Annotated in this window: 24 protein-coding genes; 19 read left to right on the top strand and 5 right to left on the bottom strand. The window is 66.1% G+C overall.

Going from position 1 to position 26,361, the window contains the following annotated elements; translation table 11 throughout:
• Window positions 1-225 precede the first annotated feature (225 nt).
• Window positions 226-1,500 (top strand): HDOD domain-containing protein, encoded by a 1,275-nt coding sequence (locus ACA097_RS11165; RefSeq protein WP_371370141.1) that lies wholly within the window; start codon window positions 226-228, stop codon window positions 1,498-1,500.
• A gap of 48 nt (window positions 1,501-1,548) precedes the next feature.
• Here the strand turns inward: ACA097_RS11165 and argH are convergent, their stop codons facing one another.
• Window positions 1,549-2,943 carry an argininosuccinate lyase gene (argH, locus tag ACA097_RS11160; RefSeq protein WP_043248425.1) on the bottom strand — a complete coding sequence of 465 codons (1,395 nt, stop codon included), beginning with the start codon at window positions 2,941-2,943 and terminating at the stop codon, window positions 1,549-1,551.
• A gap of 230 nt (window positions 2,944-3,173) precedes the next feature.
• Between argH and ACA097_RS11155 the strand changes: the two genes are divergently transcribed.
• From ACA097_RS11155 to ACA097_RS11130, 6 genes are all read left to right on the top strand, one after another.
• On the top strand, window positions 3,174-4,244 hold the full coding sequence (locus ACA097_RS11155; protein WP_043248427.1) for a sensor histidine kinase: 1,071 nt from the start codon (window positions 3,174-3,176) through the stop codon (window positions 4,242-4,244).
• Between the two features lie 4 nt (window positions 4,245-4,248).
• Entirely contained in the window at window positions 4,249-4,995 is a 747-nt protein-coding gene (gene algR, locus ACA097_RS11150; protein ID WP_043248428.1) for an alginate biosynthesis regulator AlgR, read from the top strand.
• Between the two features lie 107 nt (window positions 4,996-5,102).
• A complete protein-coding gene (gene hemC / locus ACA097_RS11145) occupies window positions 5,103-6,044 on the top strand; it encodes a hydroxymethylbilane synthase (RefSeq protein ID WP_371370140.1) in 942 nt (313 codons plus the stop codon).
• Window positions 6,041-6,805: a uroporphyrinogen-III synthase gene (locus tag ACA097_RS11140; protein ID WP_371370139.1), complete on the top strand. Its 765-nt coding sequence runs from the start codon at window positions 6,041-6,043 to the stop codon at window positions 6,803-6,805. Before hemC ends, ACA097_RS11140 begins: the two co-directional genes overlap by 4 nt.
• Window positions 6,806-6,827: 22 nt before the next feature.
• The gene (locus ACA097_RS11135; RefSeq protein ID WP_043248435.1) at window positions 6,828-7,946 is read left to right on the top strand and encodes a uroporphyrinogen-III C-methyltransferase; all 1,119 of its coding nucleotides are present in this window, start codon (window positions 6,828-6,830) and stop codon (window positions 7,944-7,946) included.
• Complete coding sequence (locus tag ACA097_RS11130; protein WP_371370138.1) at window positions 7,943-9,169, top strand: heme biosynthesis HemY N-terminal domain-containing protein; 1,227 nt, start codon at window positions 7,943-7,945, stop codon at window positions 9,167-9,169. Before ACA097_RS11135 ends, ACA097_RS11130 begins: the two co-directional genes overlap by 4 nt.
• A 51-nt stretch (window positions 9,170-9,220) precedes the next feature.
• Here ACA097_RS11130 and ACA097_RS11125 read toward each other — a convergent pair whose 3' ends face one another.
• Complete coding sequence (locus tag ACA097_RS11125) at window positions 9,221-10,312, bottom strand: sorbosone dehydrogenase family protein (RefSeq protein ID WP_371370137.1); 1,092 nt, start codon at window positions 10,310-10,312, stop codon at window positions 9,221-9,223.
• Window positions 10,313-10,427: 115 nt separating this feature from the next.
• Here ACA097_RS11125 and ACA097_RS11120 point away from each other — a divergent pair, with 115 nt between their 5' ends.
• From ACA097_RS11120 to ACA097_RS11110, 3 genes are all read left to right on the top strand, one after another.
• Window positions 10,428-10,910 (top strand): disulfide bond formation protein B, encoded by a 483-nt coding sequence (locus ACA097_RS11120; RefSeq protein WP_371370136.1) that lies wholly within the window; start codon window positions 10,428-10,430, stop codon window positions 10,908-10,910.
• Window positions 10,911-11,155: 245 nt separating this feature from the next.
• Window positions 11,156-11,623, top strand: a complete 468-nt coding sequence (locus ACA097_RS11115) for an Rsd/AlgQ family anti-sigma factor (RefSeq protein ID WP_043248441.1) — start codon at window positions 11,156-11,158, stop codon at window positions 11,621-11,623.
• A gap of 366 nt (window positions 11,624-11,989) precedes the next feature.
• Window positions 11,990-13,120, top strand: coding sequence for an AlgP family protein (locus ACA097_RS11110; RefSeq protein ID WP_371370506.1), 1,131 nt, complete (start codon window positions 11,990-11,992; stop codon window positions 13,118-13,120).
• On the opposite strand, the gene ACA097_RS11105 is transcribed toward ACA097_RS11110, so the two are convergent.
• Window positions 13,117-13,587, bottom strand: a complete 471-nt coding sequence (locus ACA097_RS11105; protein WP_160285578.1) for a TIGR02444 family protein — start codon at window positions 13,585-13,587, stop codon at window positions 13,117-13,119. The two genes, ACA097_RS11110 and ACA097_RS11105, sit on opposite strands and share 4 nt — an antisense overlap.
• A 47-nt stretch (window positions 13,588-13,634) precedes the next feature.
• On the opposite strand from ACA097_RS11105, the gene ACA097_RS11100 reads away from it, so the two are divergent.
• From ACA097_RS11100 to ACA097_RS11075, 6 genes are all read left to right on the top strand, one after another.
• Window positions 13,635-15,548 (top strand): ATP-binding cassette domain-containing protein, encoded by a 1,914-nt coding sequence (locus tag ACA097_RS11100; RefSeq protein ID WP_371370135.1) that lies wholly within the window; start codon window positions 13,635-13,637, stop codon window positions 15,546-15,548.
• On the top strand, window positions 15,548-16,108 hold the full coding sequence (locus ACA097_RS11095) for a mechanosensitive ion channel family protein (protein WP_160285580.1): 561 nt from the start codon (window positions 15,548-15,550) through the stop codon (window positions 16,106-16,108). The genes ACA097_RS11100 and ACA097_RS11095 overlap by 1 nt, the downstream gene beginning before the upstream one ends.
• A 36-nt stretch (window positions 16,109-16,144) precedes the next feature.
• Window positions 16,145-16,903 carry a TerC family protein gene (locus tag ACA097_RS11090; protein ID WP_160285581.1) on the top strand — a complete coding sequence of 253 codons (759 nt, stop codon included), beginning with the start codon at window positions 16,145-16,147 and terminating at the stop codon, window positions 16,901-16,903.
• A 181-nt stretch (window positions 16,904-17,084) separates the two neighbouring features.
• Entirely contained in the window at window positions 17,085-17,714 is a 630-nt protein-coding gene (locus tag ACA097_RS11085) for a LysE family transporter (protein WP_371370134.1), read from the top strand.
• 76 nt (window positions 17,715-17,790) lie between these two features.
• A complete protein-coding gene (locus ACA097_RS11080) occupies window positions 17,791-19,686 on the top strand; it encodes an FTR1 family protein (RefSeq protein WP_371370133.1) in 1,896 nt (631 codons plus the stop codon).
• 68 nt (window positions 19,687-19,754) lie between these two features.
• Window positions 19,755-20,207 (top strand): YaiI/YqxD family protein, encoded by a 453-nt coding sequence (locus ACA097_RS11075; protein WP_043248457.1) that lies wholly within the window; start codon window positions 19,755-19,757, stop codon window positions 20,205-20,207.
• A gap of 81 nt (window positions 20,208-20,288) precedes the next feature.
• Here ACA097_RS11075 and elbB read toward each other — a convergent pair whose 3' ends face one another.
• Window positions 20,289-20,942: an isoprenoid biosynthesis glyoxalase ElbB gene (elbB, locus tag ACA097_RS11070; RefSeq protein WP_371370132.1), complete on the bottom strand. Its 654-nt coding sequence runs from the start codon at window positions 20,940-20,942 to the stop codon at window positions 20,289-20,291.
• Window positions 20,943-21,080: 138 nt separating this feature from the next.
• Between elbB and ACA097_RS11065 the strand changes: the two genes are divergently transcribed.
• Window positions 21,081-22,319 (top strand): sterol desaturase family protein, encoded by a 1,239-nt coding sequence (locus ACA097_RS11065; RefSeq protein WP_371370131.1) that lies wholly within the window; start codon window positions 21,081-21,083, stop codon window positions 22,317-22,319.
• Here the strand turns inward: ACA097_RS11065 and ACA097_RS11060 are convergent, their stop codons facing one another.
• A complete protein-coding gene (locus ACA097_RS11060) occupies window positions 22,320-22,883 on the bottom strand; it encodes a DedA family protein (RefSeq protein ID WP_371370130.1) in 564 nt (187 codons plus the stop codon).
• A 244-nt stretch (window positions 22,884-23,127) separates the two neighbouring features.
• Between ACA097_RS11060 and hemB the strand changes: the two genes are divergently transcribed.
• Complete coding sequence (gene hemB / locus ACA097_RS11055) at window positions 23,128-24,141, top strand: porphobilinogen synthase (protein ID WP_043248463.1); 1,014 nt, start codon at window positions 23,128-23,130, stop codon at window positions 24,139-24,141.
• A gap of 19 nt (window positions 24,142-24,160) precedes the next feature.
• The gene (gene ppk1 / locus ACA097_RS11050) at window positions 24,161-26,359 is read left to right on the top strand and encodes a polyphosphate kinase 1 (protein WP_160285586.1); all 2,199 of its coding nucleotides are present in this window, start codon (window positions 24,161-24,163) and stop codon (window positions 26,357-26,359) included.
• Window positions 26,360-26,361: the final 2 nt, after the last annotated feature.

Genomic DNA, 26,361 nt, shown 5'->3' with positions numbered 1-26,361 from the left:
GTATCGATCGATACGGGCATTGTCTTTGGCTTGTGCTCAGACGGCTAGGTTTTCACACAGTCTGGCAAGCGGGCCTTTTCTTTTTCCGGCGCAGGTGCGCCTTTGGTCTTCTCCCGGCGCGACATGTCGCCCGCTATCCTGTGCTCCATCGGCCTTCCTTGACCGGGGCCTATGGTATGCGGATAGCCACTCGGTTAAGGTGCGCGCACTTGAGAGAGGACCTCCATGACAGCACTCAACGCCGGGCCGGGCGTCCTGGTCGCGGCAACCGATCCCTGGAACCGCGAGTTGCTCGGCCAACTGGTGCTGAGCGTGCGCGGCGATGCGCACATCGACTTCTGCGAGGACGGCCAGCAAGCCATCGAGCACTGCACAGAGCGCCATTACAGCCTGGTCCTGGCCGAGCAGGAGCTGCCTGGCAGCGATGGCATCGACCTGCTGCGCTTTCTGCGCCGCCGGCAGCGGGGCTCCGTCTCACCCGATTTCATCCTGATCAGCGCCAAGGCCGATGCCGCCAGTGTGCGCGCGGTGCTACCGCTCGCGCCGACCGCCTACCTGGTCAAGCCATACAATGCCGAAGACCTGCGCCAACGTCTGCGCACGCTCCTGCTCGAGCCTGGGCAGGAAGTCGGCAGCGCGGTGCCGCAGCCTGTCAGCGGCAGCCTTGCGGCCTTTCTTTCCGCGGCCCGTGATGCCGGCGAAGGCGCACCCATGCTGGCTGAAGTCGGTGCCGCCCTGAGCCGTTGCCTGAACAGCGAAGAGACGACGCTGGAGCAGCTCGAACAGGAGTTCGGTCGCGATCCGCAGGTCACCGGTTGCCTGATAGCCGCCGCCAACAGCGCCGCGCGGCACGTCGGCATGCCTTGCCTGACCCTCGGTCAGGCGTTGTCCCGCCTTGGCCTGGCACAGGCCTGCAACCTCGCGTTGGGGCTCAGCCTGAAGCAGGTCGCGCAACTTGCCGAACCTCGCCTGAGCGAGCGCGCCGAGCTGTTCTGGAGTCTGTCTCAGCGCACGGCGGATGCCGCACAGGCCCTGGCCGAGGCGCTGGATGTCGACGCGCCGCGCTGCTACACCGCCGGCCTGCTGCATTGCCTGGGCGACCTCGCGGTGCTGCGCACCCTGGAGGAATGGTTGCAACGCGGCGGTGAGCTGAGCGACGAGCAGATCGGCGAAAGCCTGCGCGGCTTTGGTGCGGCGTTCGGTTCGACCTTGCGCACCCGCTGGCGCTTGCCGCTGGAGTTGCGCGGACTGATCGCCGCGGCCTACGGCATGAGTAGTGGGGTGTTCTCGCGCAAGGCGCTGATCCTCAACCTGGCGGCCAAGGCAGCGCGTTTGCCGGCATCCCAGAAGGCTCGGCTGAAGGAAGAGAAGGCGCTGCGCATGCTCAACCTGGAACCCGCGCAGTTGAAGCTGCTGCAAGGCTTCTGCACTTCGGCGGAGCCCGAGCCCGAGACTGAGCCGGAAGCGGAGCCGGAACCCGGCCAGGAGCCGGCGGAATGAAAACGGCCGCGCCCAGGGGGCGCGGCCGTTTTTATCGGCGCCGCTGTATCAGCGCTGAGCGAGCAGCGCCTTACCGCGTGCCACGGCAGCGCGAACCTGGGCCGGGGCGGTGCCACCGATGTGGTCGCGAGCGTTCACCGAACCTTCCAGGGTCAGCACAGCGAAAACGTCGTCGCCGATCTGGTCGCTGAACTTGCGCAGCTCGTCCAGGCTCATCTCGGCCAGGTCCTTGCCGCTATCCACGCCGTATTTCACGGCGTGGCCGACGATCTCGTGGCAGTCGCGGAAGGGCAGGCCCTTGCGCACCAGGTAGTCGGCCAGGTCGGTTGCGGTGGAGAAGCCGCGGCGGGCTGCCTCGCGCATGATCTCGCGCTTGGGCTTGATGGCCGGGACCATGTCGGCGAAGGCGCGCAGGCTGTCGCGCAGGGTGTCGGCGGCGTCGAACAGCGGCTCCTTGTCTTCCTGGTTGTCCTTGTTGTACGCCAGCGGCTGGCCCTTCATCAGGGTCAGCAGGCCGGTGAGGTGGCCGAACACGCGGCCGGACTTGCCGCGAACCAGCTCGGGCACGTCGGGGTTCTTCTTCTGCGGCATGATCGAGGAGCCGGTGCAGAAGCGGTCGGGCAGATCGATGAACTGGAACTGCGCGCTGGTCCAGAGCACCAGCTCTTCGGAGAAGCGCGACAGGTGCATCATCGCCAGGGACGCGGCGGCGCAGAATTCGATGGCGAAGTCACGGTCGGAAACGCCGTCCAACGAGTTGCCGGAGATCGCTTCGAATCCGAGCAGTTCGCAGGTGATTTCCCGCTGGATCGGGTAGGTGGTGCCGGCCAGCGCGGCGCTGCCAAGGGGCATGCGGTTGACGCGCTTGCGGCAGTCGACCAGGCGCTCATAGTCGCGGCTGAGCATCTCGAACCAGGCCAACAGGTGGTGGCCGAAGGTCACCGGTTGTGCGGTCTGCAGGTGAGTGAAGCCGGGCATGATGGTGTCCGCTTCGGCTTCCGCCAGGCCCAGCAGGCCCTGCTGCAGGCGGGTGACTTCGGCGAGGATCAGGTCGATCTCGTCGCGCAGCCACAGGCGGATGTCCGTGGCCACCTGGTCGTTGCGCGAACGGCCGGTGTGCAGCTTCTTGCCGGTAACGCCGATGCGATCGGTCAGGCGCGCCTCGATGTTCATGTGCACGTCTTCCAGGTCGACGCGCCAGTCGAAGGTGCCGGCCTCGATCTCGGACTGGATCTGCTTCAGGCCGTCGACGATGGCGTCGCGTTCGGCTTCGGTCAGCACGCCGGCCTTGGTCAGCATGGTCGCGTGGGCGATGGAGCCCATGATGTCGTGGCGGTAGAGGCGCTTGTCGAAATCGACGGAGGCGGTGAAGCGGGCGACGAAGGCGTCGACGGGTTCGCTGAAGCGGCCGCCCCAGGACTGGTTGGTCTTCTCTACGCTCATGAATTTCTCTCGCGAAAACGGGCAGATGCGCGACGCACCTGCATGACGGGCAAAGTCCGACGATAATAGCAGGCTGAGGGGCAAAACCGGCGCGCGCATCGACGCACGCCGCGCGATATCTGGAGTCGGCTGCACGGGGAGCGGGGCGCAGTCGACAAATTCGGCGTTCGATACTGCCTGGCGAAGCGGGTTCGCTTGCCCTGGCTGAGAGGCTTGCGGAAACTGCGCTGATGCCAACACATGCCAAGACCGGCTCGAAGCCGGCAATCCAAGACGACTTCTTCATTCCCGAACTCTGTCAGCCCGAAGCGCTGTTCAGCCTGGTGCTGTTGGCCGAGCTGCTGGTGCTGGTGCTGGTGCTGGCCGAGCCCATGACGCCCGGCTTCAACTGGGTGCGGCTGGCCCTGGCGTCGCTGTTCGTGCAGTGGATAGTGCTGCTCTCAGCAGCGCTGCTGTGCCGGCTGCGGCCGCTGATGGCGCGCTGGCCGGCGTGGGGGTCGGGGCTGGCCGCCTGCCTGCTGGTGGTGCTGCTGACCCTGGGCTGCACGGCGGTGGCCGACTACTACTCCCTCGGAGGACCGCTGTCGATCAAGGGCGAGGTCAACCTCTACCTGCGCCATGCGTTGATCGCCCTCATCATGTCGGCTCTGTTGCTACGCTACTTCTACCTGCAGAGCCAGTGGCGCAGGCAGGAGCAGGCCGAGCTGCGCGCGCGCATCGAGTCGTTGCAGGCGCGCATCCGCCCGCACTTCCTGTTCAACAGCCTGAACAGCATCGCCAGCCTGATCGAGCTGGACCCGGGCAAGGCCGAGCAGGCGGTGCTCAATTTGTCCGACCTGTTCCGCGCCAGTCTGTCCAAGCCGGGGACTTTAATTTCCTGGGGGGAGGAACTGGAGTTGGCCAGGCGCTATCTTTCCATTGAGCAGTATCGCCTGGGGGACCGGCTGCAACTGGACTGGCAGGTGAGTGGCGTGCCCGATGGGGTGCCCATCCCGCAACTGACCCTGCAGCCGCTCCTGGAAAATTCGTTGATTTATGGTATCCAGCCGCGCATCGAAGGCGGCCTGGTGAAGGTTGAGGCGGACTACCGTGACGGTGTGTTCCAGTTGTGCGTGAGCAACCCGTACGACGAGTCGACGCAGACGCTGCCCACGAAAGGCACCAAGCAGGCGCTGCAAAATATCGCAGCGCGCCTCGCGGCACTTTTCGGGCCAAAAGCAAGTCTGAGCGTCGAACGCCGTGACGGACGGCACTACACCTGTCTACGCTATCCATGTGCGCGTCTCATGCAGGAAGCCTGAGCTTATGAATGTCCTTATCGTCGACGACGAACCCCTGGCGCGAGAGCGCCTGGCCCGACTGGTGGGGCAACTGGACGGCTATCGCGTCCTGGAGCCTTCGGCCAGCAATGGTGAAGAAGCGCTGGCGCTGATCGACAGCCTGAAGCCGGATATCGTCCTGCTGGATATCCGCATGCCCGGTCTAGACGGGCTCCAGGTTGCCGCCAAGCTCTGCGAGCGCGAGGCACCGCCCGCCGTGATCTTCTGTACGGCCCACGACGAGTTCGCCCTGGAAGCCTTCCAGGTCAGCGCGGTGGGCTATCTGGTGAAACCGGTGCGAACCGAGGATCTTGCCGAGGCCTTGAAGAAGGCCTCGCGGCCCAACCGCATCCAGCTCGCCGCGCTGACCAAGCCGCCCGCCGCTGGTGGCCCCGGCCCGCGCAGCCATATCAGCGCGCGGACCCGCAAGGGCATCGAGCTGATCCCGCTGGAAGACGTGATCTTCTTCATCGCCGACCACAAGTACGTGACCCTGCGCCACGCCGGCGGCGAAGTGCTGCTGGACGAGCCGCTGAAGGCGCTGGAAGACGAGTTCGGCGAACGCTTCGTACGCATTCACCGCAACGCCCTGGTTTCCCGCGAGCGTATCGAGCGACTGCAGCGTACGCCGCTGGGGCACTTCCAGTTGTACCTCAAGGGCCTCGATGGCGACGCGCTGACCGTCAGCCGCCGTCACGTCGCCGGGGTGCGACGTCTGATGCACAACCTCTGAGTGTGCCGTAGCGGGCGCGGTTGGCGCCCGCTTTGGTGTCGCAGGGGGGAAAGTCAGGGGCTGGAAGCCTGTTATCATCGTCGGCAGTCCTTTGCCCGGAATTGCCCATGTCCTCCCGCGAAATCCGTATCGCCACTCGCCAGAGCGCTCTGGCCCTGTGGCAGGCCGAATACGTCAAGTCCCGTCTGGAACAGGCCCACCCCGGCCTGCGCGTGACCCTCCTGCCAATGACCAGCCGCGGCGACAAGCTGCTCGACGCGCCGCTGGCGAAGATTGGCGGCAAGGGTCTGTTCGTCAAGGAACTGGAAACCGCCCTGCTGGAGAACGAGGCCGACATCGCCGTGCACTCCATGAAGGACGTGCCGATGGACTTCCCGCAGGGGCTCGGCCTGTACTGCATCTGCGAGCGCGAAGACCCGCGCGACGCCTTCGTCTCCAACACCTACGCCAGCCTCGCCGAGCTGCCCGCCGGCAGCGTGGTCGGCACCTCCAGCCTGCGTCGCCAGGCGCAGCTGCTGGCCAGCCGGCCGGACCTGCAGATCCACTTCCTGCGCGGCAACGTCAACACCCGCCTGGCCAAGCTCGACGCCGGCGAATACGACGCCATCATCCTCGCCGCCGCCGGGCTGATCCGCCTCGGCTTCGAAGCGCGCATCCGTTCCAGCATCAGCGTCGAAGACAGCCTGCCGGCAGGCGGCCAGGGTGCCGTGGGCATCGAATGCCGTACCGCCGACAGCGAAATTCACGCACTGCTCGCGCCCTTGCACCATGCCGATACCGCACTGCGAGTGACCGCCGAGCGCGCCCTGAACAAACGCCTCAACGGTGGCTGCCAGGTGCCCATCGCCTGCTACGCCATCCTCGAAGGCGACAGCCTGTGGCTGCGCGGCCTGGTCGGCCAGCCTGACGGCACCCAACTGCTGCGCGCCGAAGCGCGTGCGCCGCTGGCCCAAGCCGAGGCGCTGGGCGTGAAGGTCGCCGAGGACCTTCTGGACCAAGGTGCGCAGGCCATCCTCACTGCCGTCTATGGCGAGGCCGACCCGCAGTGAGCCGCTGGCGCCTGCTGCTGACGCGCCCGCAGGAAGAATGCGCGGCGCTGGCCGCCAGCCTCGCCGAGCACGGCGTCGCCAGCGCCAGCTTGCCGCTGTTGGCCATCGAACCACTGGACGAAACCCCCGAGCAGCGCAGCCTTCTGCTCGACCTGGATCGTTACTGCGCGGTGGTGGTTGTCAGCAAACCTGCCGCGCGCCTCGGCCTTGATCGCCTCGACCGCTACTGGCCACAGCCGCCAGCCCGGCAGGCGTGGTTCGCCGTGGGCGCTGCCACTGCAGCTATCCTCGATGACTACGGTCTGTCCGTGCGCTACCCGATTTCGGGCGATGACAGCGAGGCTCTTCTGAGCCTTCCAGAACTGGAGCAGGCCTTGCAGGTTCCCGATCCGCGAGTGCTCATCATGCGTGGCGAAGGTGGCCGAGAATTTCTCGCCGAACGCCTGCGCGGCCAAGGCGTGACGGTGGATTATCTGGAACTCTACCGGCGCACCCTGCCGGCCTACGCGCCGGGCGAGCTGCTGCGCCGCATTCGTGACGAGCAGCTCAATGCCTTGCTGGTGAGCAGCGGTCAGGGGCTGGAACATCTGATTGAGCTGGCTTCCGAGGATTGGCCGGTGCTGGCCGGATTGCCGTTGTTCGTGCCCAGCGCACGCGTGGCAGAGGCTGCGCGCCAGGCTGGTGCACAGCATGTGATCGACTGTCGCGGGGCGAGCGCCGCGGCACTGCTGGAGGCGCTCAGGAGCGCCAACAAAGAATAATTTTCGAGCGAAGGATGGATCTGTGAGCGAAACCGTCACTCCCCAAGAGACTCCGCAAAGCACCGTTTCCGAGCCGACTCCGGCGACCCCCGGCAAGGGCGGCAACGGCCTGGCCCTGCTGGCGCTGCTGATCGGCCTGGCCGGCCTGGGCGCCGGCGGTTGGGGCTTGCTGCAGGTGCAGAAGCTGCAGGCTCGCGACCAGGCCCGCTCGGCGCAGATCGAGGAATCGCGTGGCCAGGCCCAGGCGCTGCTGCAGCACGACCAGCAACTGGAAAAGCGCCTCGACGCGCTGCCCAACGCCGACGAGCTCGAAGCGCGCCGGCGCCTGGTGGTCGAGCTGCAGGGCGACCAGCAACAACTGGAGAAGCAGCTCAAGCAGGTGCTCGGCCAAAGCCGCCAGCAGTGGCGCCTGGCTGAAGCCGAGCACCTGCTGCGCCTGGCCGCACTGCGCCTCTCGGCGCTGCAGGACATCGCCAGTGCGACCCAGCTGGTGCAAGGCGCCGACGACATCCTGAGGGCGCAGAACGATCCCGGCGCCTTCGCCGCTCGCGCTCAACTGACCAAGAGCCTGGAAACCCTGCGCAGCCTGCCGGAGCCGGACCGCACCGGTCTGTTCCTGCAACTGGGCGCGCTGCAGGAGCAGGCGGCTCAGCTGCAGCCGCTGGAACCGAGTTTCAAGGAAGGTCCGAGCAACGCCGCCACCACCGCCTGGGGTGACGGCAGCAACACGTTGGATCAGTGGTGGGAGCGCATCTCGCGCTACGTGCGCATCGATTTCAATGCCGGTCACGACATCCGCCCGCTGCTCTCCGGGCAACAGCTCACCCGTGTGCGTCTGGCCCTCAATCTGGCGCTGGAACAGGCCCAGTGGGCGGCCTTGAACGGCAAGCAGGAGGTCTACCAGCAGTCGCTCAAGCAGGCACGCCAGATTCTCAACGACTTCTTCAACAGCGACCTTGCCGATAGCCGCGCCCTGGGCATGCGCATCGACGAGCTGGCACAGCAGCAGGTCGGCGTGCAGCCTCCGGACCTGACGCCGGCCCTCACCGCCCTGCAGGCCTACCTGGTCCACCGCGATGAAGCAGCCATCGACCAGCAGACCGCTCCGGCTGCAGCGCCCAAAGCGGAGAGCCAGCCATGAGTCGGGTCTACGTGCTGGTCCTGGCTCTGGTGCTCGCTGCCACCCTGGTCGGGCTGGCCATTGCCGAGCAGTCGGGCTACGTACTGATCGCCTACAAGAGCTTCCGCTACGAATCGAGTCTGTGGACCTTCCTTGCCCTGCTCGTACTGCTCTGGGTCCTCTATCTGGCGGTGCGTCTGGTGCTGCGGTTGCTTGGCGTTTCGGGGCGTGTGGTCAATCCCTGGTCGCGCTTCAACCGTAGCCGTCGCGCCGAGATGGCCGAGGAGCATGGCCAGCGCGACCTCGCCGAAGGCCATTGGGCACAGGCTCTGCGTCATCTGCGCCGCGCCGCCGAGCTGGGCGAGCGCAGCCTGCCGAGCTACCTCGGTGCGGCGCGCGCGGCCAACGAACTGGCACGTTTCGACGAGTGCGACGAACTGCTCGACCGCGCCCAGGCACGTCAACCGGGCGCAGCCCTGGCGGTTGGCCTGACCCGTGCGCAACTGCTGATCAATCGCGGCGCCTTCGAGCCGGCGCGTGGCGTGCTGGTGAAGCTCCACGAGGAGCACCCGAAACACCCGACGGTGCTGCGCCTTCTGCAGCAGCTGTACGTCAGTCTGCACGACTGGAGCGCGCTGCTGGCGCTGCTGCCTGAACTGCGCAAAGAGCGCGTGCTGGCCAATGCCGAACTTGCCGATCTGGAGCGCCGCACCTGGGTCGCCGCGCTGGAAGCGGCGGGGGAGCAGGGCGTTGGCCAGGGCGAAACTGCGCTGCAGCCGCTGACGCAAGTCTGGAATGGCCTGCCCGGCAACCTGCGCGCGCAGCCGGCACTGCTGGCTACCTACGCGCAGCAGCTGTTGCGCCTGGGCGCGCCCGCGGAAGCGGAGAAGGTGCTGCGTCAATCCCTCAAGGAGAACTACGACGAGCGCCTGGTCGCCCTCTACGGACAGGCGCATGGCGCCGATCCGGGCCGCCAGCTGCAGACCGCCGAGGCCTGGCTGAAGAAGCGCCCGGATGACGCCGTGCTGCTGCTGAGCCTTGGGCGGCTGTGCCTGGCCGACAAGCTCTGGGGCAAGGCCCGCGAGTACCTGGAAGCCAGCCTGAATCGCCAGCGCAGCCCGGAAGCCTGCGCCGAACTGGCGCGCCTGTTGGCGCACCTGGGTGAGGTGGAGCGCAGCAACAAGTTGTTCCAGGAAGGATTGGGTCTGCTCGGGTCGCCGACGCGCACGCTTGCGCAGATCTGATCTGCAAACCATGAAAAACGGCGCCCTCGGGCGCCGTTTTCGTTTCTGCTTTCAGCGCTTTCCGACGTAGCTCACCCGGTACACCGCACCGGCCATGTCGTCGCTGATCAACAGCGAGCCGTCCGCGGCCACCTGCACGTCGGCGGGGCGCCCGAGGACCGTTCCGTCCGCTTGCAGCCAGCCGTCGACGAAGACCTGCTGGTCGGTGGGGGCGCCGCTGGCATCCAGGGCGAGGCGCATGACCCGGTAGCCGACCTTGCTGCTGCGGTTCCAGGAGCCATGTTCGGCAATGAAAAGGCTGCCGGCGTAATCGGCGGGGAACTGCCGGCCCTTGTAGAAGCGGATGCCCAGGGCCGCGACGTGCGCGCCGAGTTTCACCACTGGCGGTGTGAAGGCCGAGCAGGGGCGTTGGGCCAACTCCGGATCGGGAATGTCACCGGCATGGCAGTCGGGGTAGCCGAAGTCCTCGCCGCTGGTATCGAGGCGATTGAGTTCGTCGTCGGGGCGGTCGTCCCCCAGCATGTCGCGGCCGTTGTCGGTGAACCACAGCGTGCCCTGTTCGTCCCAGTCGAAGCCAACGCTGTTGCGGATGCCGTAAGCGATCACTTCGCGCTCGCTGCCGTCTGCGTTCATGCGTTGCAGGTTGGCGTAGTGCTCGGGATCCGGGCGGCAGATGTTGCAGGGTGCGCCTACCGGCACGTAGAGCTTGCCGTCGGGGCCGAAGGCGATGAACTTCCAGCCGTGGTGCGTTTCGCTGGGGAATTCGGCCGGAAGCGGTTTCGGCGTGGGCGGATCGTCGAGGTGCGCTTCGATGTCGCGCAGGACCAGGATTCGGCTGACCGCCGAGACGTACAGGTGGCCCTTGTGGAAGGTCACGCCGACCGGCAGTTGCAGCCCGTTGGCGATCACCTTTGGCCGGCTGTCGCCCGGTCGCAACGCATACACCTTGCCGGCCTGGTTGCTGCCAACGAAGAGGGTGCCGCGTTCGCCCAGGGCCATTTCGCGGGCATTGGGCATCTGGTCGCTGAGCAGTTCGATGCGAAAGCCGGGCGGCACGCGAAGATGCGCTAGTACATCCTTGCCGTCGGCGTGAGCCAGGGGCGCGAGCAGGAGAGAGGCGAGCAAGACCAGCGGACGATGCATGGTAGGAAATCCCCGATCACTGTCCCGCCCAGTCTAGCCCGCTGCCTTGAAAGGTCTGCGGACTTTCCTCTACCGTAGCGGCCTTTCCGCACAAGCCTCGCTTTCTGGAGCCGCCATGAATCTGGCCAGCCCGCGTTCCCTGTTCTTCCTCGCCTTCCTCGCCTGTGCCGCCATGCTCGGCACCGGGTTCTATCTCCAGTACATGATCGGCCTGGAGCCGTGCCCGCTGTGCATCCTCCAGCGAATCTTCTTCGCCGGCGCCGGGCTTTTTTCGCTGATCGCCGCGCTGCACGGCCGTGGTCGTCGCGTCTACTCCATCCTGGTGCTGCTCTGCTCGCTGGGCGGCGCAGGCACTGCCGGCCGGCAGATCTGGCTGCAGACCCTGCCGGCGGACCAGCTGCCGTCCTGCCTGCCGCCGCTGGACTACATGATGGAAACCATGCCCTACGCGAAGATCATCTGGACCATGTTCCACGGTTCGGCCGATTGCGCCGAGGTCACCTGGACCCTGCTCGGCCTGAGCATTCCGGAATGGAGCCTGCTGGCCTTCGTCGGCTTCGCCCTGTTCGCACTCTTCCAACTGCTGCGGCGCGGCTGATCGTCGCCCCCAGAGTTCGTCGAAAGCCGCGGGGCCAGAGCTGTCGCGGCTTGCCGATTAAACGCTCGTATGAACTTTTCCGCCGGTCGCGTCTTGAAGGCCGCATTGCGTGGGCATAATCTGGTTTTCCGCTCCGCTGAGAAACAGCCCGCTCCAGGACTGCATTCCGGCGGACAACCGCATTCGACAGAGCTGTGTCCCACGGGCGGACAGGCCGGGACTGCGACAAGGGAAGCGAGGACAACATGCTCGAAAGCTGCCGTAATGCCCAGGAACGTTGGGGTGGTGTGCACCAGTTGGTCGACCGCTGGTTGCGTGACCGTCAGGATCTGGTCCAGGCCTTCGACGCGCTAGGTGGCCTGCAAGCGCCGAAGTCGAATGGCGAGCAATTGCAGGGTTTCTGCCAACTGCTGCTCGACTATGTCTCGGCCGGTCATTTCGAAGTCTACGAACAGCTCATGAGCGAGGCACAGGCCTTCGGCGACACGCGCGGCCTGGAACTCGCCAAGCAGATCTATCCACGCCTCGAAGCCATCACCGCGGCGGCCCTCAATTTCAATGACCGTTGCGACAATGGCGATTGCCGCGAAGGCACCTGCCTGACCAGCGAGCTCAAACAATTGCGTCAGCAACTGCACGAGCGCTTCGAGCTGGAAGACTGCCTGATCGAAGTCCTGCACAACGCACACGAGCAGCGCGCCGCTGCGGTTTGATCCGCAGCTCGCAGCAACGAAATAGAGGGCGCGAATCCGCAAGGTTTCGCGCCCTCGTCGTATCTGCACCGCTGCCGCAACTGCCTGAATCCTCGAAGGAAATCGCAACGAAACGCGGCTCCCCAAAAGGGCTTGCGAGCAATCTGGGCAGTGTCGCCAAAGCCTTCATGAGTAGATTCGGCATCGCATGTCGGCGTCGCAATCCATAAAGGCTCGACGAGCACGGAAAGCCGAAGTGGATTCCTGCGACAGGCGAAAAAGGCTGGCGATGTTGTGTGGCGCGGGCTGCAGCGCAATCAGGACGTTGGCGAGAGGCCGTGCGCGGGTCTAGTATGGGCGCAACTAACGTCCGCCAGGAGGCGCGTCATGTCGGCTAACAAGAAACCCGTCACTACCCCTTTGCATCTGCTCCAGCAACTTTCCCACAGCCTGATCGAGCACCTCGAGTCCGCTTGCAAACAAGCCCTCGTGGATTCCGAAAAGCTCCACGCCAAGCTGGAAAAGCAACGCGCCAAGGCGCAGGACAAACTGCACAAGGCGCGCACCAAACTGCAGGAAGCCGGTAAGGCCGGCAAGGCCAAGGCGCAGGCCAAAGCCAAGTCCGCCATCGACGAACTGGAAGAAGTGCTGGAGACCCTGAAGGCTCGCCAGGCCGACACCCGCACCTATATCGCCAACCTGAAGCGCGATGTGCAGGAAAGCCTGAAGCTGGCCCAGGGCGTAACCAAGGTGAAGGAAGCTGTCGGCAAGTCCCTGTCGACTCGCCAGCCGGCTGCAAAAACTCCCGCCGCCAAGCCGGTCGCCAGAGCCGCTGCGAAGCCTGCCGCCAAGCCGGTTGCTAAACCTGCTGCTGCGAAGCCCGCCGCCAAGCCGGCTGCTAAAGCCGCTGCTGTGAAGCCCGCCGCCAAGCCGGTCGCCAAAGTCGCTGCTGCGAAGCCCGCCGCCAAGCCGGCTGCTAAAGCCGCTGCTGCGAAACCTGCCGCCAAGCCGGTCGCTAAAGCTGCCGCTGCGAAACCTGCCGCCAAGCCGGCTGCTAAAGCTGCTGCTGCGAAGCCCGCCGCTAAACCCGCCGCTAAAGCCGCTGCTGCGAAACCTGCCGCCAAGCCGGCCGCTAAAGCTGCTGCTGCAAAACCTGCCGCCAAACCGGCCGCTAAAGCTGCTGCTGCGAAGCCTGCCGCCAAACCGGCCGCTAAAGCCGCTGCTGCGAAACCTGCCGCCAAACCGGCCGCTAAAGCCGCTGCTGCGAAACCCGCCGCCAAGCCGGCTGCAAAACCCGCTGCTGCTAAACCGGCCGCGAAACCTGCTGCCGCTAAGCCTGCCGCGAAACCCGCTGCTGCCAAGCCCGCCGCGAAGCCGGCTGCTGCACCGACCGCTCCCGCTGCGACCCCGGCCCCGACCGCTGCTGCTAAGCCTGCCGCTCCGGCTGCTGCTCCGGCACCGGCCGCTGCTCCGGTAGCGCCGAGCGCTCCGGCTGCCACCCCGAGCAGCGCTTCCTAAGTCGCTGCTCTCGCCGCCGCGATGCGCAACTGTTCCAGCGCATCGCGGCGTTGCTTTCCTGCCTCGCCAGCACAGCCGCGCAACCAGTTTTCCAGATCGCCTCGCCCCTCTTCGCCCCATTCCCGTCCGGCTTCCGCCAGGCGCTCCAGTTGCAGCCGTTCGGCGCGCAACTCCAGGGCCTTCAGCGCTTCGCGCAACTCCGACAGATGCGAGTCAGTTTGCGCTTGGGTGCGCCATTGCTGGCGTAGCTCGCGCATGGGTTTCACCACACCTTGCTGCCAGTCCGTGGCGACCTCGCCCAGGCGTTCTAGGCGTTGCTCGGAATAGGCCAGTCCGCGACCGCCGAACCAGGCGCCGGCCAGCAGCAGGCAGACGTCTGCGCCGGCTTCCTGCAGTTCGAGGCAAGCTGCGTCCACACCCGCTCGTGCGTAAAGATTGACGGCAAACGACCAGATATCTTCTGTCATAAGGCTCCCACAGCTACTGATGGACGAAGCTGATACACTCCGCCGCCATGATCCGACTGCAAAATCTTACGCTACAGCGTGGCCCCCAGCGCTTGCTGGAAGGTGCCGAACTCACCCTGCACGCAGGCCAGAAAGTGGGCCTGATCGGTGCCAATGGTGCCGGAAAATCCAGCCTGTTCGCCTTGCTGCGTGGCCAGCTCGGCCAGGACGCCGGCGACTGCCAGATTCCGGCGGATTGGCGCATCGCGCACATGCGCCAGGAAGTGGACACCCTCGAGCGCCTTGCCGTGGACTACGTCCTCGACGGCGACGTGCGCCTGCGTGAGATCCAGGCACAGCTTGCGGCCGCCGAAGAGGGCCACGACGGCACCGCCGTGGCGCGCCTGCATACCGAGCTGGACAACGCCGACGGTTACACCGCCGATGCCCGTGCGCGCAAGCTGCTTGCAGGCCTGGGCTTCAGCCCCGAGCAGATGGAGCGCCGCGTCGGCGACTTCTCCGGTGGCTGGCGGATGCGCCTGAACCTGGCGCAGGCGCTGATGTGCCCGTCCGAACTGCTGCTGCTCGACGAGCCCACCAACCACCTCGACCTCGACGCCATCCTCTGGCTCGAGGAGTGGCTCAAGGGCTACCCGGGCACGCTGATCCTGATCTCCCACGACCGCGATTTCCTCGATGCCGTGGTCGACAACGTGGCGCACCTCGAGCAGCGCAAGCTGACCCTCTACCGCGGCGGCTACTCGGCCTTCGAGCGCACCCGCGCCGAACGCCTGGCGCAGCAGCAGCAGGCGTACGAGAAGCAGCAGGCGCAGCGCGCGCACATGGAAAAGTACATCGCCCGCTTCCGCGCCCAGGCCACCAAGGCACGCCAGGCGCAGAGCCGCATCAAGGCGCTGGAGCGCCTGGAAGAGCTGGCGCCGGCCCATGTCGATTCGCCCTTCGACTTCGTATTCCGCGAGTCGGACAAGATCTCCAGCCCGCTGCTCGACCTGTCCGAGGCGCGCCTCGGCTACGGCGAAAAGACCGTGCTGGAGAAAGTGAAGCTGCAGCTTGCCCCCGGCGCGCGCATAGGCCTGCTCGGCCCCAACGGCGCAGGCAAGTCGACCCTGATCAAGACCCTGTCCGGCGACCTGGCGCTGCTCGCAGGCCACCTGGGATGCGGCGAGAACCTCGCCATCGGCTACTTCGCCCAGCACCAGCTCGATTCGCTGGATGCCAAGGCGAGTCCGCTGCTCCATCTGCAGCGCATTGCACCGGGCGAACGCGAGCAGACGCTGCGTGATTTCCTCGGCGGCTTCGACTTCCGCGGCCCGCGCTGCGACGAGCCGGTGCTGAACTTCTCCGGTGGCGAGAAGGCGCGCCTGGCGCTGGCGCTGATTGCCTGGCAGAAGCCCAACCTGTTGCTGCTCGACGAACCGACCAACCACCTCGACCTGGAAATGCGCCTCGCGCTGACCATGGCCTTGCAGGAATTCTCTGGCGCCGTGGTAGTCGTGTCGCACGATAGGCATCTGCTCAAGAGCACCACCGACGAGTTCCTGCTGGTGGCTGACGGCCGCGTGCAGAGCTTCGATGGCGACCTCGACGACTACGCCCGCTGGCTGGTCGACTTCCGAGCCCGCCAGGCCCCGGCCGGCACCGTGGCTGCGCCTGCCGGCGAGAAGACCGACAAGCGCGCCCAGCGACAGGCCGCAGCCGCATTGCGCCAGCAGCTGGCGCCGCACAAGCGCGAGGCCGATAAGCTGGAGAAGGAGCTCGGCGGCATCCACGACAAGCTTGCCGTGCTCGAAGAGAAGCTTGGCGACAGCGCCCTCTACGAGGCCGCGCGCAAAGACGAACTGCGTGACCTGCTGGCCCAGCAGGCGACCCTGAAGACGCGCGAGAGCGAAGTCGAGGAAGCCTGGCTTGAAGCTCTGGAAACCCTGGAGAACCTGCAGGCACAGCTGGAGGCCAGCGAGTAATGGACGACCTGCCGCTGCTCGTCGCCTGGAGCGAGCCGCTGCTGCGTGGCCTGCAGATCATCCTCATCCTGCTGCTCGCCTGGGGCCTGCAGCGAATGGTGGCGCGCGGGCTGAACCGCCTGGCGCAGAGTTACCCGATCCCGCACGAGCTGCTGCTGCCGCTGCGCGGCGGGTTGCGCTGGCTGATCATGGGCTCGGCGCTGATGATGGTGCTGGAGCGCCTGGGCGTGTCCGCCGAGGTGCTGTGGACCGCGCTGACCGGTTTCGTCGCAGTCGCCGCGGTGGCGTTCTTCGCCATCTGGAGCGTGCTCTCCAACCTGTTCTGCGCGGTGCTGATCTTCACCGTCGGGCCGTTTCGCCTGGGCGATCTGGTGGAGGTCATCGATTCGGCCGACAAGCCGGGCGTGAAAGGTCGCGTCACCGCCATCAACCTGCTTTACACCACCCTCGAGGAAACCTTCGAGGATGGCACCAGCGCCTTGCTGCAGGTGCCCAACAGCCTGTTCTTCCAGAAGGCCATCCGCCGTTGGCGAGGGCCTGGACTGAGCAGCGGACGATAACGACAACAACCCCTTCCCTAACGGATAGCACGCACTATGGAATGGCTCACTAGCCCCGAAATCTGGGTCGCCTTTCTGACCCTGACAGCCCTGGAAATCGTCCTTGGCATCGACAACATCATCTTCATCTCGATCCTGGTCGGCCGCCTGCCGGTCGCGCAGCAGCCGAAGGCGCGCTTCTTCGGCCTGGCCCTGGCGATGGGCACGCGGATCCTGTTGCTGCTGTCGATCACCTGGGTGATGCGCCTCACCGCCGACCTCTTCACGGTGCTCGGCCAGGGTATTTCCGGGCGTGACCTGATCCTGTTCTTCGGCGGTCTGTTCCTGCTGTTCAAGAGCACCATGGAGATCTTCCACAGCCTCGAAGGCGCGGAAGAAGGCGAGCAGAGCGCCGGCAAGAGCCGCGGCTTCATGGCAGTGATCGTGCAGATCGCGATCATCGACATCATCTTCTCGCTGGACTCGGTGATCACCGCCGTGGGCCTGGTGCAGAACGTGCCGGTGATGATCGCCGCCATCGTCATCTCGGTCGGCGTGATGATGCTCGCCGCGGGCACCATCAGCGAATTCATCGAGCGCCACCCGTCGCTGAAGATGCTCGCGCTGTCCTTCCTCATCGTGGTCGGCACCGTGCTGGTGGCCGAGGCCTTCGAGGTCCACGTGCCCAAAGGCTACGTCTACTTCGCCATGGCCTTCTCGCTGGGTGTGGAAGCCCTGAACATCCGCCTGCGCGGCGCCCTGGCGCGCAAGCGCGGCGAAGAGCCGGTGAAGCTGCGCAAGGACCTGCCGAGCTGATCGGCGCGTCCTGACGAAGAAGCCCGGCCCAGCGCCGGGCTTTTTCTTTTCGTAGGAGTGAGCTGCGAGCCCCATTGGCGAGCAAGCTCGCTCCTACGGGGTGGTGTGCGGACCCGCCGCTGAGGCACACTGGCTGCCCGTAACAAGATATTGCGCCCGCGCCGGCGCATCGAGGTTCGTGATGCTGCTCAGTACCTGGTCCGCCTTCTTCGTCGCCTGCTGGGTGATCAGCCTGTCGCCTGGCGCCGGGGCCATCGCCTCGATGTCCTGCGGCCTGCAGTACGGCTTCTGGCGCGGCTATTGGAACGCCCTCGGCTTGCAGATCGGCCTCGCTCTGCAAATCGCCGTCGTCGCCGCCGGCGTCGGCGCGCTGCTGGCGACCTCGGCGCTGGCCTTCGCCGTGATCAAGTGGTTCGGCGTGGTCTACCTGGCCTACCTCGCCTGGAAACAGTGGACCGCCGCACCGCAGGTCATGCAGGCCGATGCCGAGCGTCCCATCGGCCGGCCGCTGAGCCTGGTGCTGCGCGGTTTCCTGGTCAACGCCAGCAACCCCAAGGCGGTGGTCTTCATGCTCGCCGTGCTGCCGCAGTTCGTCGATCCGCACCGGCCGATGGCGGCGCAGTACGTGATCATGGGCGCGACCATGATCTGCGTGGACCTCATCGTCATGGCCGGCTACACCGGCTTGGCCGCGCGGGTCCTGCGCGCACTGCGCTCGCCGCGCCAGCAACGCCTGATGAACCGCACCTTCGCCAGCCTGTTCCTCGGTGCTGCGGCACTCCTCGCGACGGTTCGCCGCGCCCCCGTGTAACTCGACGGGCGCTAACTAGGCGGGCAGGGGACGGCGGAGTAACATTGCCGCTTTCCATTCTCAATATCGTTTCGCTATGCGCCTTCCAAGGATTCTCGTCTGGCTGCTGCCAGCGCTGTGTGCCGTGAGTTTCGGGGCCGTGGCCGATGCCCCTGCCGATCCCTCCCAGGCCTTGCACCTGCTGAGTTACCTCGCCGCCGACTATCCGCCGACGGTGAGTGCCGGGCAGGTGGTCGATCCGACCGAGTACAAGGAGCAGCTCGAGTTTTCCGCCAAGCTGCAGGCGCTGCTGCTGGCCCTGCCGGCGCGTCCCGAGCGCGCTGCGTTGGAACAGGAGGTCGGCGTCCTGCGCCAGGCCATCGAACAGCGTCGCCCGGGAGCTGAAGTCGCGCAGTTGGCGCGACATCTGGAAGCGCGTGTGGCGGATGCCTATCAGGTCGTGCAGACCCCGGCGATCACCCCCGATCCCGCACGCGGCGCACCGATCTTTGCCCAGCAGTGCTCGGTCTGCCATGGCGAGTTCGGCAAGGGCGACGGCCCTGCGGGCATCGGCCTGCAGCCGCCGCCGGCCAACCTCACCGAGCGCGCGCGCCTTGACCAGCTGAGTCTCTATGACCTGCGTACCGTCATCGGCCTCGGCGTCGCCGGAACCGACATGCCGGCCTTCGCCGACGAACTGGACGAGCGCCAGCGCTGGGACCTGGCGGCGTATGTTGCCGGCCTGAGCGCCGCCGACGCCAAGCCGGATGCCGCGCATGCCTACCCATTGGCGAGCCTTGCCACGCAGACGCCGGCGGACGTCGCCGCGCATGACGGCGAGGCCGCCGCGCAAAGCTTCCGTGCACTGCGCGCGCACCCGCCGCTGGAGCACCGTGGCCCGGCGCAGCTGATCGACTACACCGCCGCCACTCTGGAAAAGAGCTTTGCAATCTACCGCCAGGGCGATCACGACCAGGCCTACGACCTGTCCGTCGCTGCCTACCTGGAAGGTTTCGAGCTGGTGGAGAGCTCCCTCGACAACGTCGATGCGACCCTGCGCAAGGCCACCGAGAAAGATCTCATGGCTTACCGCCAGACGCTGCGCGATGGCCTGCCGGAGGCGCAGGTGGCGCAGCAGCTGGAACGTGCCAAGGGCAAGCTCGCTGAAGCCGCCAAGGCGCTCAGCGGCGACTCACTGAGCGGTACCATCAGCTTCGTTTCGGCGCTGCTGATCCTGCTGCGCGAAGGCGTCGAGGCGATCCTGGTGCTGGCCGCGATCCTCGCCTTCCTGCGCAACACCGGTCAGGAAAGCGCCGCACGCGGTGTGCACATTGGTTGGGGCCTGGCCTTCGTCGCCGGCTTCGCCACCTGGGCGGTCGCCGCCTACGTGATCGATATCGGCGGCGCGCAGCGCGAGCTGATGGAAGGCTTCACCTCGCTGTTCGCCTGCGTGATGGTGCTCTGGCTCGGCGTGTGGATGCACGACCGCCGCCACGCCGCCGCCTGGCAGGACTACATCCGCAGCAGCCTGGTCGGCGGCGGCGGGCGTTTCGGTTTTGCCGTGCTGGCGTTCTTCTCGGTCTACCGCGAGCTGTTCGAGGTCATCCTGTTCTACGAAACCCTCTGGCTGCAGGCCGGCCCGGCCGGGCACAACGCCGTGATCGCCGGCGCCTGCACCGCGGTGGTGCTGCTCATCGGCCTGGCCTGGGTGATCCTGCGCGGCTCGGCGAAGCTGCCACTGAAGCTGTTCTTCACGGTCAACGCCGCGCTTCTCTGCGCGCTGTCGGTGGTGTTCGCCGGCCACGGCGTGGTCGCGCTGCAGGAAGCCGGGGTGATCGGCACCCGCCCGGTGCCTTTCTTCGACTTCGACTGGCTGGGCATCAAGGCCGACGCCTGGTCGCTGTCGGCCCAGGGTTTGGCCCTGCTGGCGGTTTTCGTGCTCTACGGGCGAAGTCTTCTGGCGGAGCGCCGCAAGGCGGCCGTGCTGTCCTGACGGCAGCGCCGCTAACACCCGACGGCCAGTGCGATACTGGCCGTCGTCATTTTTGGGGAAACGAATTCATGCGTATCTGGATCGATGCCGACGCCTGTCCGCGCGCGGCGAAGGAACTGGTGGCCAAGTTCGCCTTGAAGCGCAAGCTGGAGGTGGTGATGGTCGCTGGCCAACCGGTGGCCAAGCCGGCGTTCGCCTGTGTGCGCCTGGTGGTGGTGCCCAGTGGGATGGACGCCGCGGACGATTACCTGGTGGAGCAGGCCGAGCCCGGCGACCTGGTGATCTGCAGCGACGTGCCGCTGGCCGACCGGCTGGTGAAGAAGGGTGTCGATGCGCTCGACCCGCGCGGCCGCGAGTTCGACGCGAAGAACATGGGAGAGCGCCTGGCCATGCGCAACCTGTTCACCGACCTGCGCGAGCAGGGACAGGTCGGCGGCGGTCAGGCGGCGTATGGCGAAAAGGACAAGCAGGCGTTCGCCAATGCCCTGGACCGGCTGCTTACCCGCCTGAACAAGGGGTAGGGCTCTTCGTAGGAGCGAGCATGCTCGCGAGTCGCATGGCAGAAAGCTATTCGCGAGCAAGCTCGCTCCTACAGAAACCGATCAGGCCAGCTCCAGCACGCGGTCGACCAGCTTGTTGATGCCGCTGGCCGCTTCGGCGATGGACTGCGCGAGCATGTAGGCCGGGGTGGTCACCAGCTTGTGGTGGACGTCTTCGACGATGCCGTCCACTGCGCAGTCGATGTGCTTGGCGCCCATGCGGGTCAGCGCGGCGGCGGTATCGGCGTCATTACCGATGGTGCATTCGACTCCCGGGCCGTAGATGCGCTCGGCGATGGCCGGGGCAATGCACAGCAGGCCGACCGGCTTGTGCGCGGCGGCGAAGGCTTTGGCCAGCGCCAGCACATCGGGCTGCACTTCGCACTGGTCGCCGGCGAAGGCGAAGTTGCTGAGGTTCTTCGCCGCGCCGAAGCCGCCGGGCACGATCAGGGCGTCGAAGTCCTCTGCCCGCGCTTCGCGGATGTCCTTGACCTCGCCACGGGCGATCCGTGCGGACTCCACCAGCACGTTGCGGCTCTCGGGCATTTCCGCGCCGGTCAGGTGGTTGAGCACGTGGTGCTGGACGATGTTCGGGGCGAAGCACTGCACCACGGCGCCGCGCTGGGACAGGCGCAGCAGGGTGATGACGCTCTCGTGGATCTCGGCGCCGTCGTAGACGCCGCAGCCGGAGAGGATGACGGCAACTTTCTTGTGCATGGAGCTACTCCTGTTTCGGGGCGTGCCTGGCGGGCGAGTCGCTGTCGCGATATGCCGGCCGGGTTGTCACCAGCGGACGTTGTGCCGTGGCGCCAGGGGATTAGGATCGGCCCATAAGCATAACGATTCGGGCGCGCCATGAACTACGTCCTCTACGCAGTACCCTTCTTCTTCCTGCTGATTGGCCTGGAATTGCTCGCCGACCGCTGGCGCGGCTTGTCCACCTACCGCCTGAGCGACGCGCTGAACAGCCTCAGCGCCGGCGTGCTCTCGACCACCAGCGGGTTGCTGACCAAGGGCCTTGGGCTTGTCACCTACCTGTTCGCCTGGCAGCACCTGGCGCTCTTCGAGCTGTCGGTGCATAGCGCCTGGGGCTGGGTGTTCGCGTTCGTCTTCTACGACTTCTGCTACTACTGGAATCACCGCCTGGGCCACGAGCGCAGCATCCTCTGGGCTGCACATTCGGTGCATCACCAGAGCGAGGAGTACAACCTCAGCACCGCGCTGCGGCAGACCAGCACTGGCTTCCTCTTCGGCTGGATCTTCTACCTGCCGATGGCGGTCGTCGGCGTACCGCCGGTGGTGTTCGTCAGCGTTGCGGCGATGAACCTGCTCTACCAGTTCTGGGTGCACACCCGGCATATCCCCAAGCTTGGCTGGTTCGAGTGGATCTTCATCAGCCCGTCCAACCACCGCGTGCATCACGCGCAGAACCCGATCTACATGGATCGCAACTACGGCGGCGTGTTCATCGTCTGGGACCGCCTGTTCGGCACTTTCCAGGAGGAGCTGGACGAGGAGCCAGTGGTGTTCGGCGTCACCGTGCCGCTGGCGAGCTGGAACCCGTTGTGGGCGAACCTGCAGGTCTATGCCTCGCTGTGGAAGGACGCGCGCCGTGCGTCGAGCCTGTGGGACAAGCTGCGCATCTGGTTCATGCGCACCGGTTGGCGGCCTGCCGACGTGGCGGCGCGTTATCCACAGGAGAAGCCGGACCTGGCGCGCTTCCGCAAGTTCGACGTGGCGCTGCCGCGCAGTTGGCAGTGGTACGCGGCGCTGCAGTTTGCCGTCTATGTCATCGGCGGAACCCTGATGCTGGGGCTGGGCGAGGGCTGGAACCTGACCGCGCTGCTACTGGGCTGGGGCTGGATGCTCTTCGGCCTGTTCGCCATCGGCTGCTGGCTGGAGCGCCGGCCCTGGGCGCTGGGCATGGAACTGCTGCGCCTGGCGCTGAACCCGCCTCTGCTTGGCGGTATTGCGCACAGCATGAGCCTGGCGCTGCCGGCCCAGGCGAGCTGGGCGCTGGCAGGCTACACGCTGTTCAGTTTGCTGGGTGTGTGGGCGATTCGCCGGGACGGTCGACAGGCGCAGGCCGCCTGATCAGGCGCCGTTGCGGCTGTTCTTGATGCGGCGGTGCAGCCAGAGCAGCAGGCCCACCGCGATCAGGCCGCCGAGCACCATCAGCTCGTACTTCTTGATGTTGCCCAGCACGCCTTCCAGGACGCTGCCGAAGTAGTACGCGGCAGTGCCCAGGGCGCTGGCCCAGACGATGGCGCCGATGCCGTTGAGCAGCAGATAGCGGACCGGCGGATAGCCGGACAAGCCGATGGCCACCGGCATCACCGTGCGCAGACCGTAGACGAAGCGGAAGCTCAGTACCCAGGCGTCGGGGCGCCGGCGCACCTGCTCCAGGGCTCGGTCGCCGAGCTTCTGCCAGCGCGGCTTGCGCGCGAGCAGATTGCGGCCGTGGCGACGGCCGAGGAAGTACCACAGCTGATCGCCGGCATAGCTGCCGAGGAAGGCAACGGCGATCACGTATTCGAGCTGCATGTAGCCACGGAAGGCGAGGAAACCGGCCAGCACCAGAATGGTCTCGCCCTCGAAGAAAGTGCCGAGGAACAGAGCGAGGTAGCCGAAGTCCTGCAGGAATTGTTGGAGCATCATCGAGGCAGCGCAGCGAAATGAACGCGAAGCCTAACGCGGTTGTCGGCGCGGGGGAAGCTGTCCTCCGCCGGGTTGCTGGCCCTTGCATGGCCCCGCCTGCCTACTTTCGTCGTATCCTGCGGTTTCGCGGGCCTGCGACCGGATGCCGCGACCTTGAGTCGCTGTTACCCCTTGTTACCAATCGGTCATAATCCGGGACTATAACTGTCACACTGTGCCCGTCCCTCGGGCCCTGGAGTACGCCGTGAGCTTCATTTCCGCCGAACGTGCCTTCCCCTTCACCCGCCTGCGCCGCAACCGCCGCGACGAGTTTTCCCGTCGCCTGGTGCGCGAGAACCGTCTGAGCGTCGACGACCTGATCCTTCCGGTGTTCGTCCTCGACGGCAAGAACCAGCGCGAAGCGGTGGCCTCGATGCCGGGTGTCGAGCGCCTGTCCATCGACCTGCTGCTGAAGGAAGCCGAGGAACTGGTCGAACTGGGCATCCCGGCGCTGGCGCTGTTCCCGGTCACTCCGCTGGAGAAGAAGTCCCTCGACGGTGCCGAGGCATTCAACCCGGACGGCATCGCCCAGCGCGCCACCCGCGCCCTGCGCGAGCGCTTCCCGGAGTTGGGGATCATCACCGACGTGGCCCTGGACCCGTTCACCACCCACGGCCAGGACGGCATCCTCGACGAGAACGGCTACGTGCTGAACGACGAGTCCGTCGATGTGCTGGTCAAGCAGGCGCTGTCTCACGCCGAAGCCGGCGCCCAGGTGGTCGCCCCGTCGGACATGATGGACGGCCGCATCGGCGCGATCCGCGAGGCCCTGGAATCCACCGGGCACATCAACACCCGCATCATGGCCTACTCGGCCAAGTACGCCAGCGCCTACTACGGCCCGTTCCGCGACGCGGTCGGCTCCGCCGCCAACCTTGGCAAGAGCAACAAGGCCACCTACCAGATGGACCCGGGCAACAGCGACGAAGCCCTGCACGAGATCGCCGCCGACCTCGCCGAAGGCGCCGACATGGTGATGGTCAAGCCGGGCATGCCCTACCTGGACATCGTGCGCCGGGCCAAGGACGAATTCCGCGCGCCGACCTTCGTCTACCAGGTCAGCGGCGAGTACGCGATGCACATGGCGGCCATCCAGAACGGCTGGCTGAGCGAGGCGGTGATTCTCGAATCCCTTCTGGCTTTCAAGCGTGCCGGTGCCGATGGCATCCTCACCTACTTCGCCAAACGTGCAGCAGAACAACTGAAAAGGGGCGGCTGACGCCCGAAAGAGACTTGCGATGAATACCGAAGGCCAAACCGCTACCGACCTGATCGAAACCGAAGTCACAGTCACCGAAACCCCGGTGGTTCCCGAGACGTCCGCCGAGGTCACCGTCGAGGTGCCCGCCGCGCCGGCGATCAACGTCGACGACAGTGCCCTCTACATTCATCGCGAGCTCTCGCAGCTGCAGTTCAACATCCGCGTGCTGGAACAGGCGCTGGACGAGTCCTATCCGCTGCTCGAGCGCCTGAAGTTCCTGCTGATCTTCTCCAGCAACCTCGACGAGTTCTTCGAGATCCGCGTCGCCGGCCTGAAGAAGCAGATCACCTTCGCCCGCGAACAGGCCGGCGCCGACGGCCTGCTGCCGCAGCAGGCCCTGGCGCGCATCAGCGAGCAGGTGCACGAGCAGGTTGCCCGTCAGTACAGCATCCTCAACGACATCCTCCTGCCGGAGCTGTCCAAGCACGGCGTGCGCTTCATCCGCCGCCGCTACTGGACGCCGAAGATCAAGGCCTGGGTCCGTCGCTTCTTCCGCGACGAGATCGCGCCGATCATCACCCCCATCGGCCTCGACCCGACCCACCCGTTCCCGCTGCTGGTGAACAAGAGCCTGAACTTCGTGGTCGAGCTCGAGGGGATGGACGCCTTCGGCCGCGACTCGGGCCTGGCGATCATTCCGGCGCCGCGCTCTCTGCCGCGGATCATCCGCCTGCCCGAAGACGTGGCCGGGGAGGGCGACAACTATGTCTTCCTGTCCTCGATGATCCACGCCCATGCCGATGACCTGTTCGCCGGCATGAAGGTGAAAGGCTGCTACCAGTTCCGCCTGACCCGTAACGCCGACCTCTCGGTGGACGCGGAAGATGTCGAGGACCTGGCCCGCGCGCTGCGCGGCGAACTCTTCTCGCGTCGCTACGGCGATGCGGTGCGCCTGGAGGTGGTCGACACCTGCCCGACGCACCTGTCGAACTACCTGCTCAAGCAGTTCGGCCTGGCCGAAAGCGAGCTGTACAAGGTCAGCGGCCCGGTCAACCTGACCCGCCTGTTCAGCGTCACGGGCCTGGCCAGCCACCCGGAGCTGCAGAACGCGCCGTTCACTCCGACCATTCCGAAGCTGCTGCAGAAGAAGGAGAACATGTTCGGCGTGCTGGCCAAGCTGGACGTGCTGCTGATGCACCCCTTCGAGTCCTTCACCCCGGTGATCGACCTGCTGCGGCAGGCCGCCAAGGACCCGAGCGTGCTGGCTATCAAGCAGACGCTGTATCGCTCCGGCGCCAACTCCGAGATCGTCGATGCGTTGGTGGAAGCGGCGCGAAACGGCAAGGAGGTCACGGCGGTGATCGAGCTGCGCGCGCGTTTCGACGAAGAGTCCAACCTGCAACTGGCCAGCCGTCTGCAGCAGGCCGGCGCAGTGGTGATCTACGGTGTGGTCGGCTTCAAGACCCACGCCAAGATGATGCTGATCCTCCGTCGCGAGGACGGCGAGCTGCGCCGCTACGCACACCTGGGCACCGGCAACTACCACGCCGGCAACGCCCGTCTGTACACCGACTACAGCCTGCTAACTGCGGACGTGGCGCTGTGCGAAGACCTGCACAAGCTGTTCAACCAGTTGATCGGCATGGGTAAGACCCTGCGCATGAAGAAACTCCTGCATGCGCCCTTCACCCTGAAGAAGAACCTGCTGGAGATGATCAACCGCGAGGCCGCCCAGGCTGCCGAGGGCAAGCCGGCGCACATCATGGCCAAGGTCAACTCGCTGACCGACCCGAAGGTCATCCGCGCGCTGTACAAGGCCAGCCAGGCCGGCGTGAAGATCGACTTGGTGGTGCGTGGCATGTGCTGCCTGCGTCCGGGCGTTCCGGGCGTCTCGCACAACATCCAGGTGCGCTCCATCATCGGTCGTTTCCTCGAGCACAGCCGCATCTACTACTTCCTCAACGGCGGCGACGAGAAGCTCTTCCTCTCCAGCGCCGACTGGATGGAGCGTAACCTCGACATGCGCGTCGAGACCTGCTTCCCGGTGGAGGGCAAGAAGCTGGTGATGCGCGTGAAGAAGGAGCTGGAGCTCTATCTCGCCGACAACACCCAGGCCTGGGTACTGCAGTCCGACGGCAGCTACCAGCGCCTGTCGCCGACCGGCAACCAGAACCCGCGCAACGCCCAGGCGATGCTGCTGGAGCGCCTGTGCACGCCGGTGATCAGCGCGCGCTGATC

This window comes from Pseudomonas sp. QL9 (assembly GCF_041409665.1).
GTDB classification, from domain to species: Bacteria; Pseudomonadota; Gammaproteobacteria; order Pseudomonadales; family Pseudomonadaceae; genus Pseudomonas; species Pseudomonas knackmussii.
This window is presented reverse-complemented; position numbering and strand designations above follow the sequence as displayed.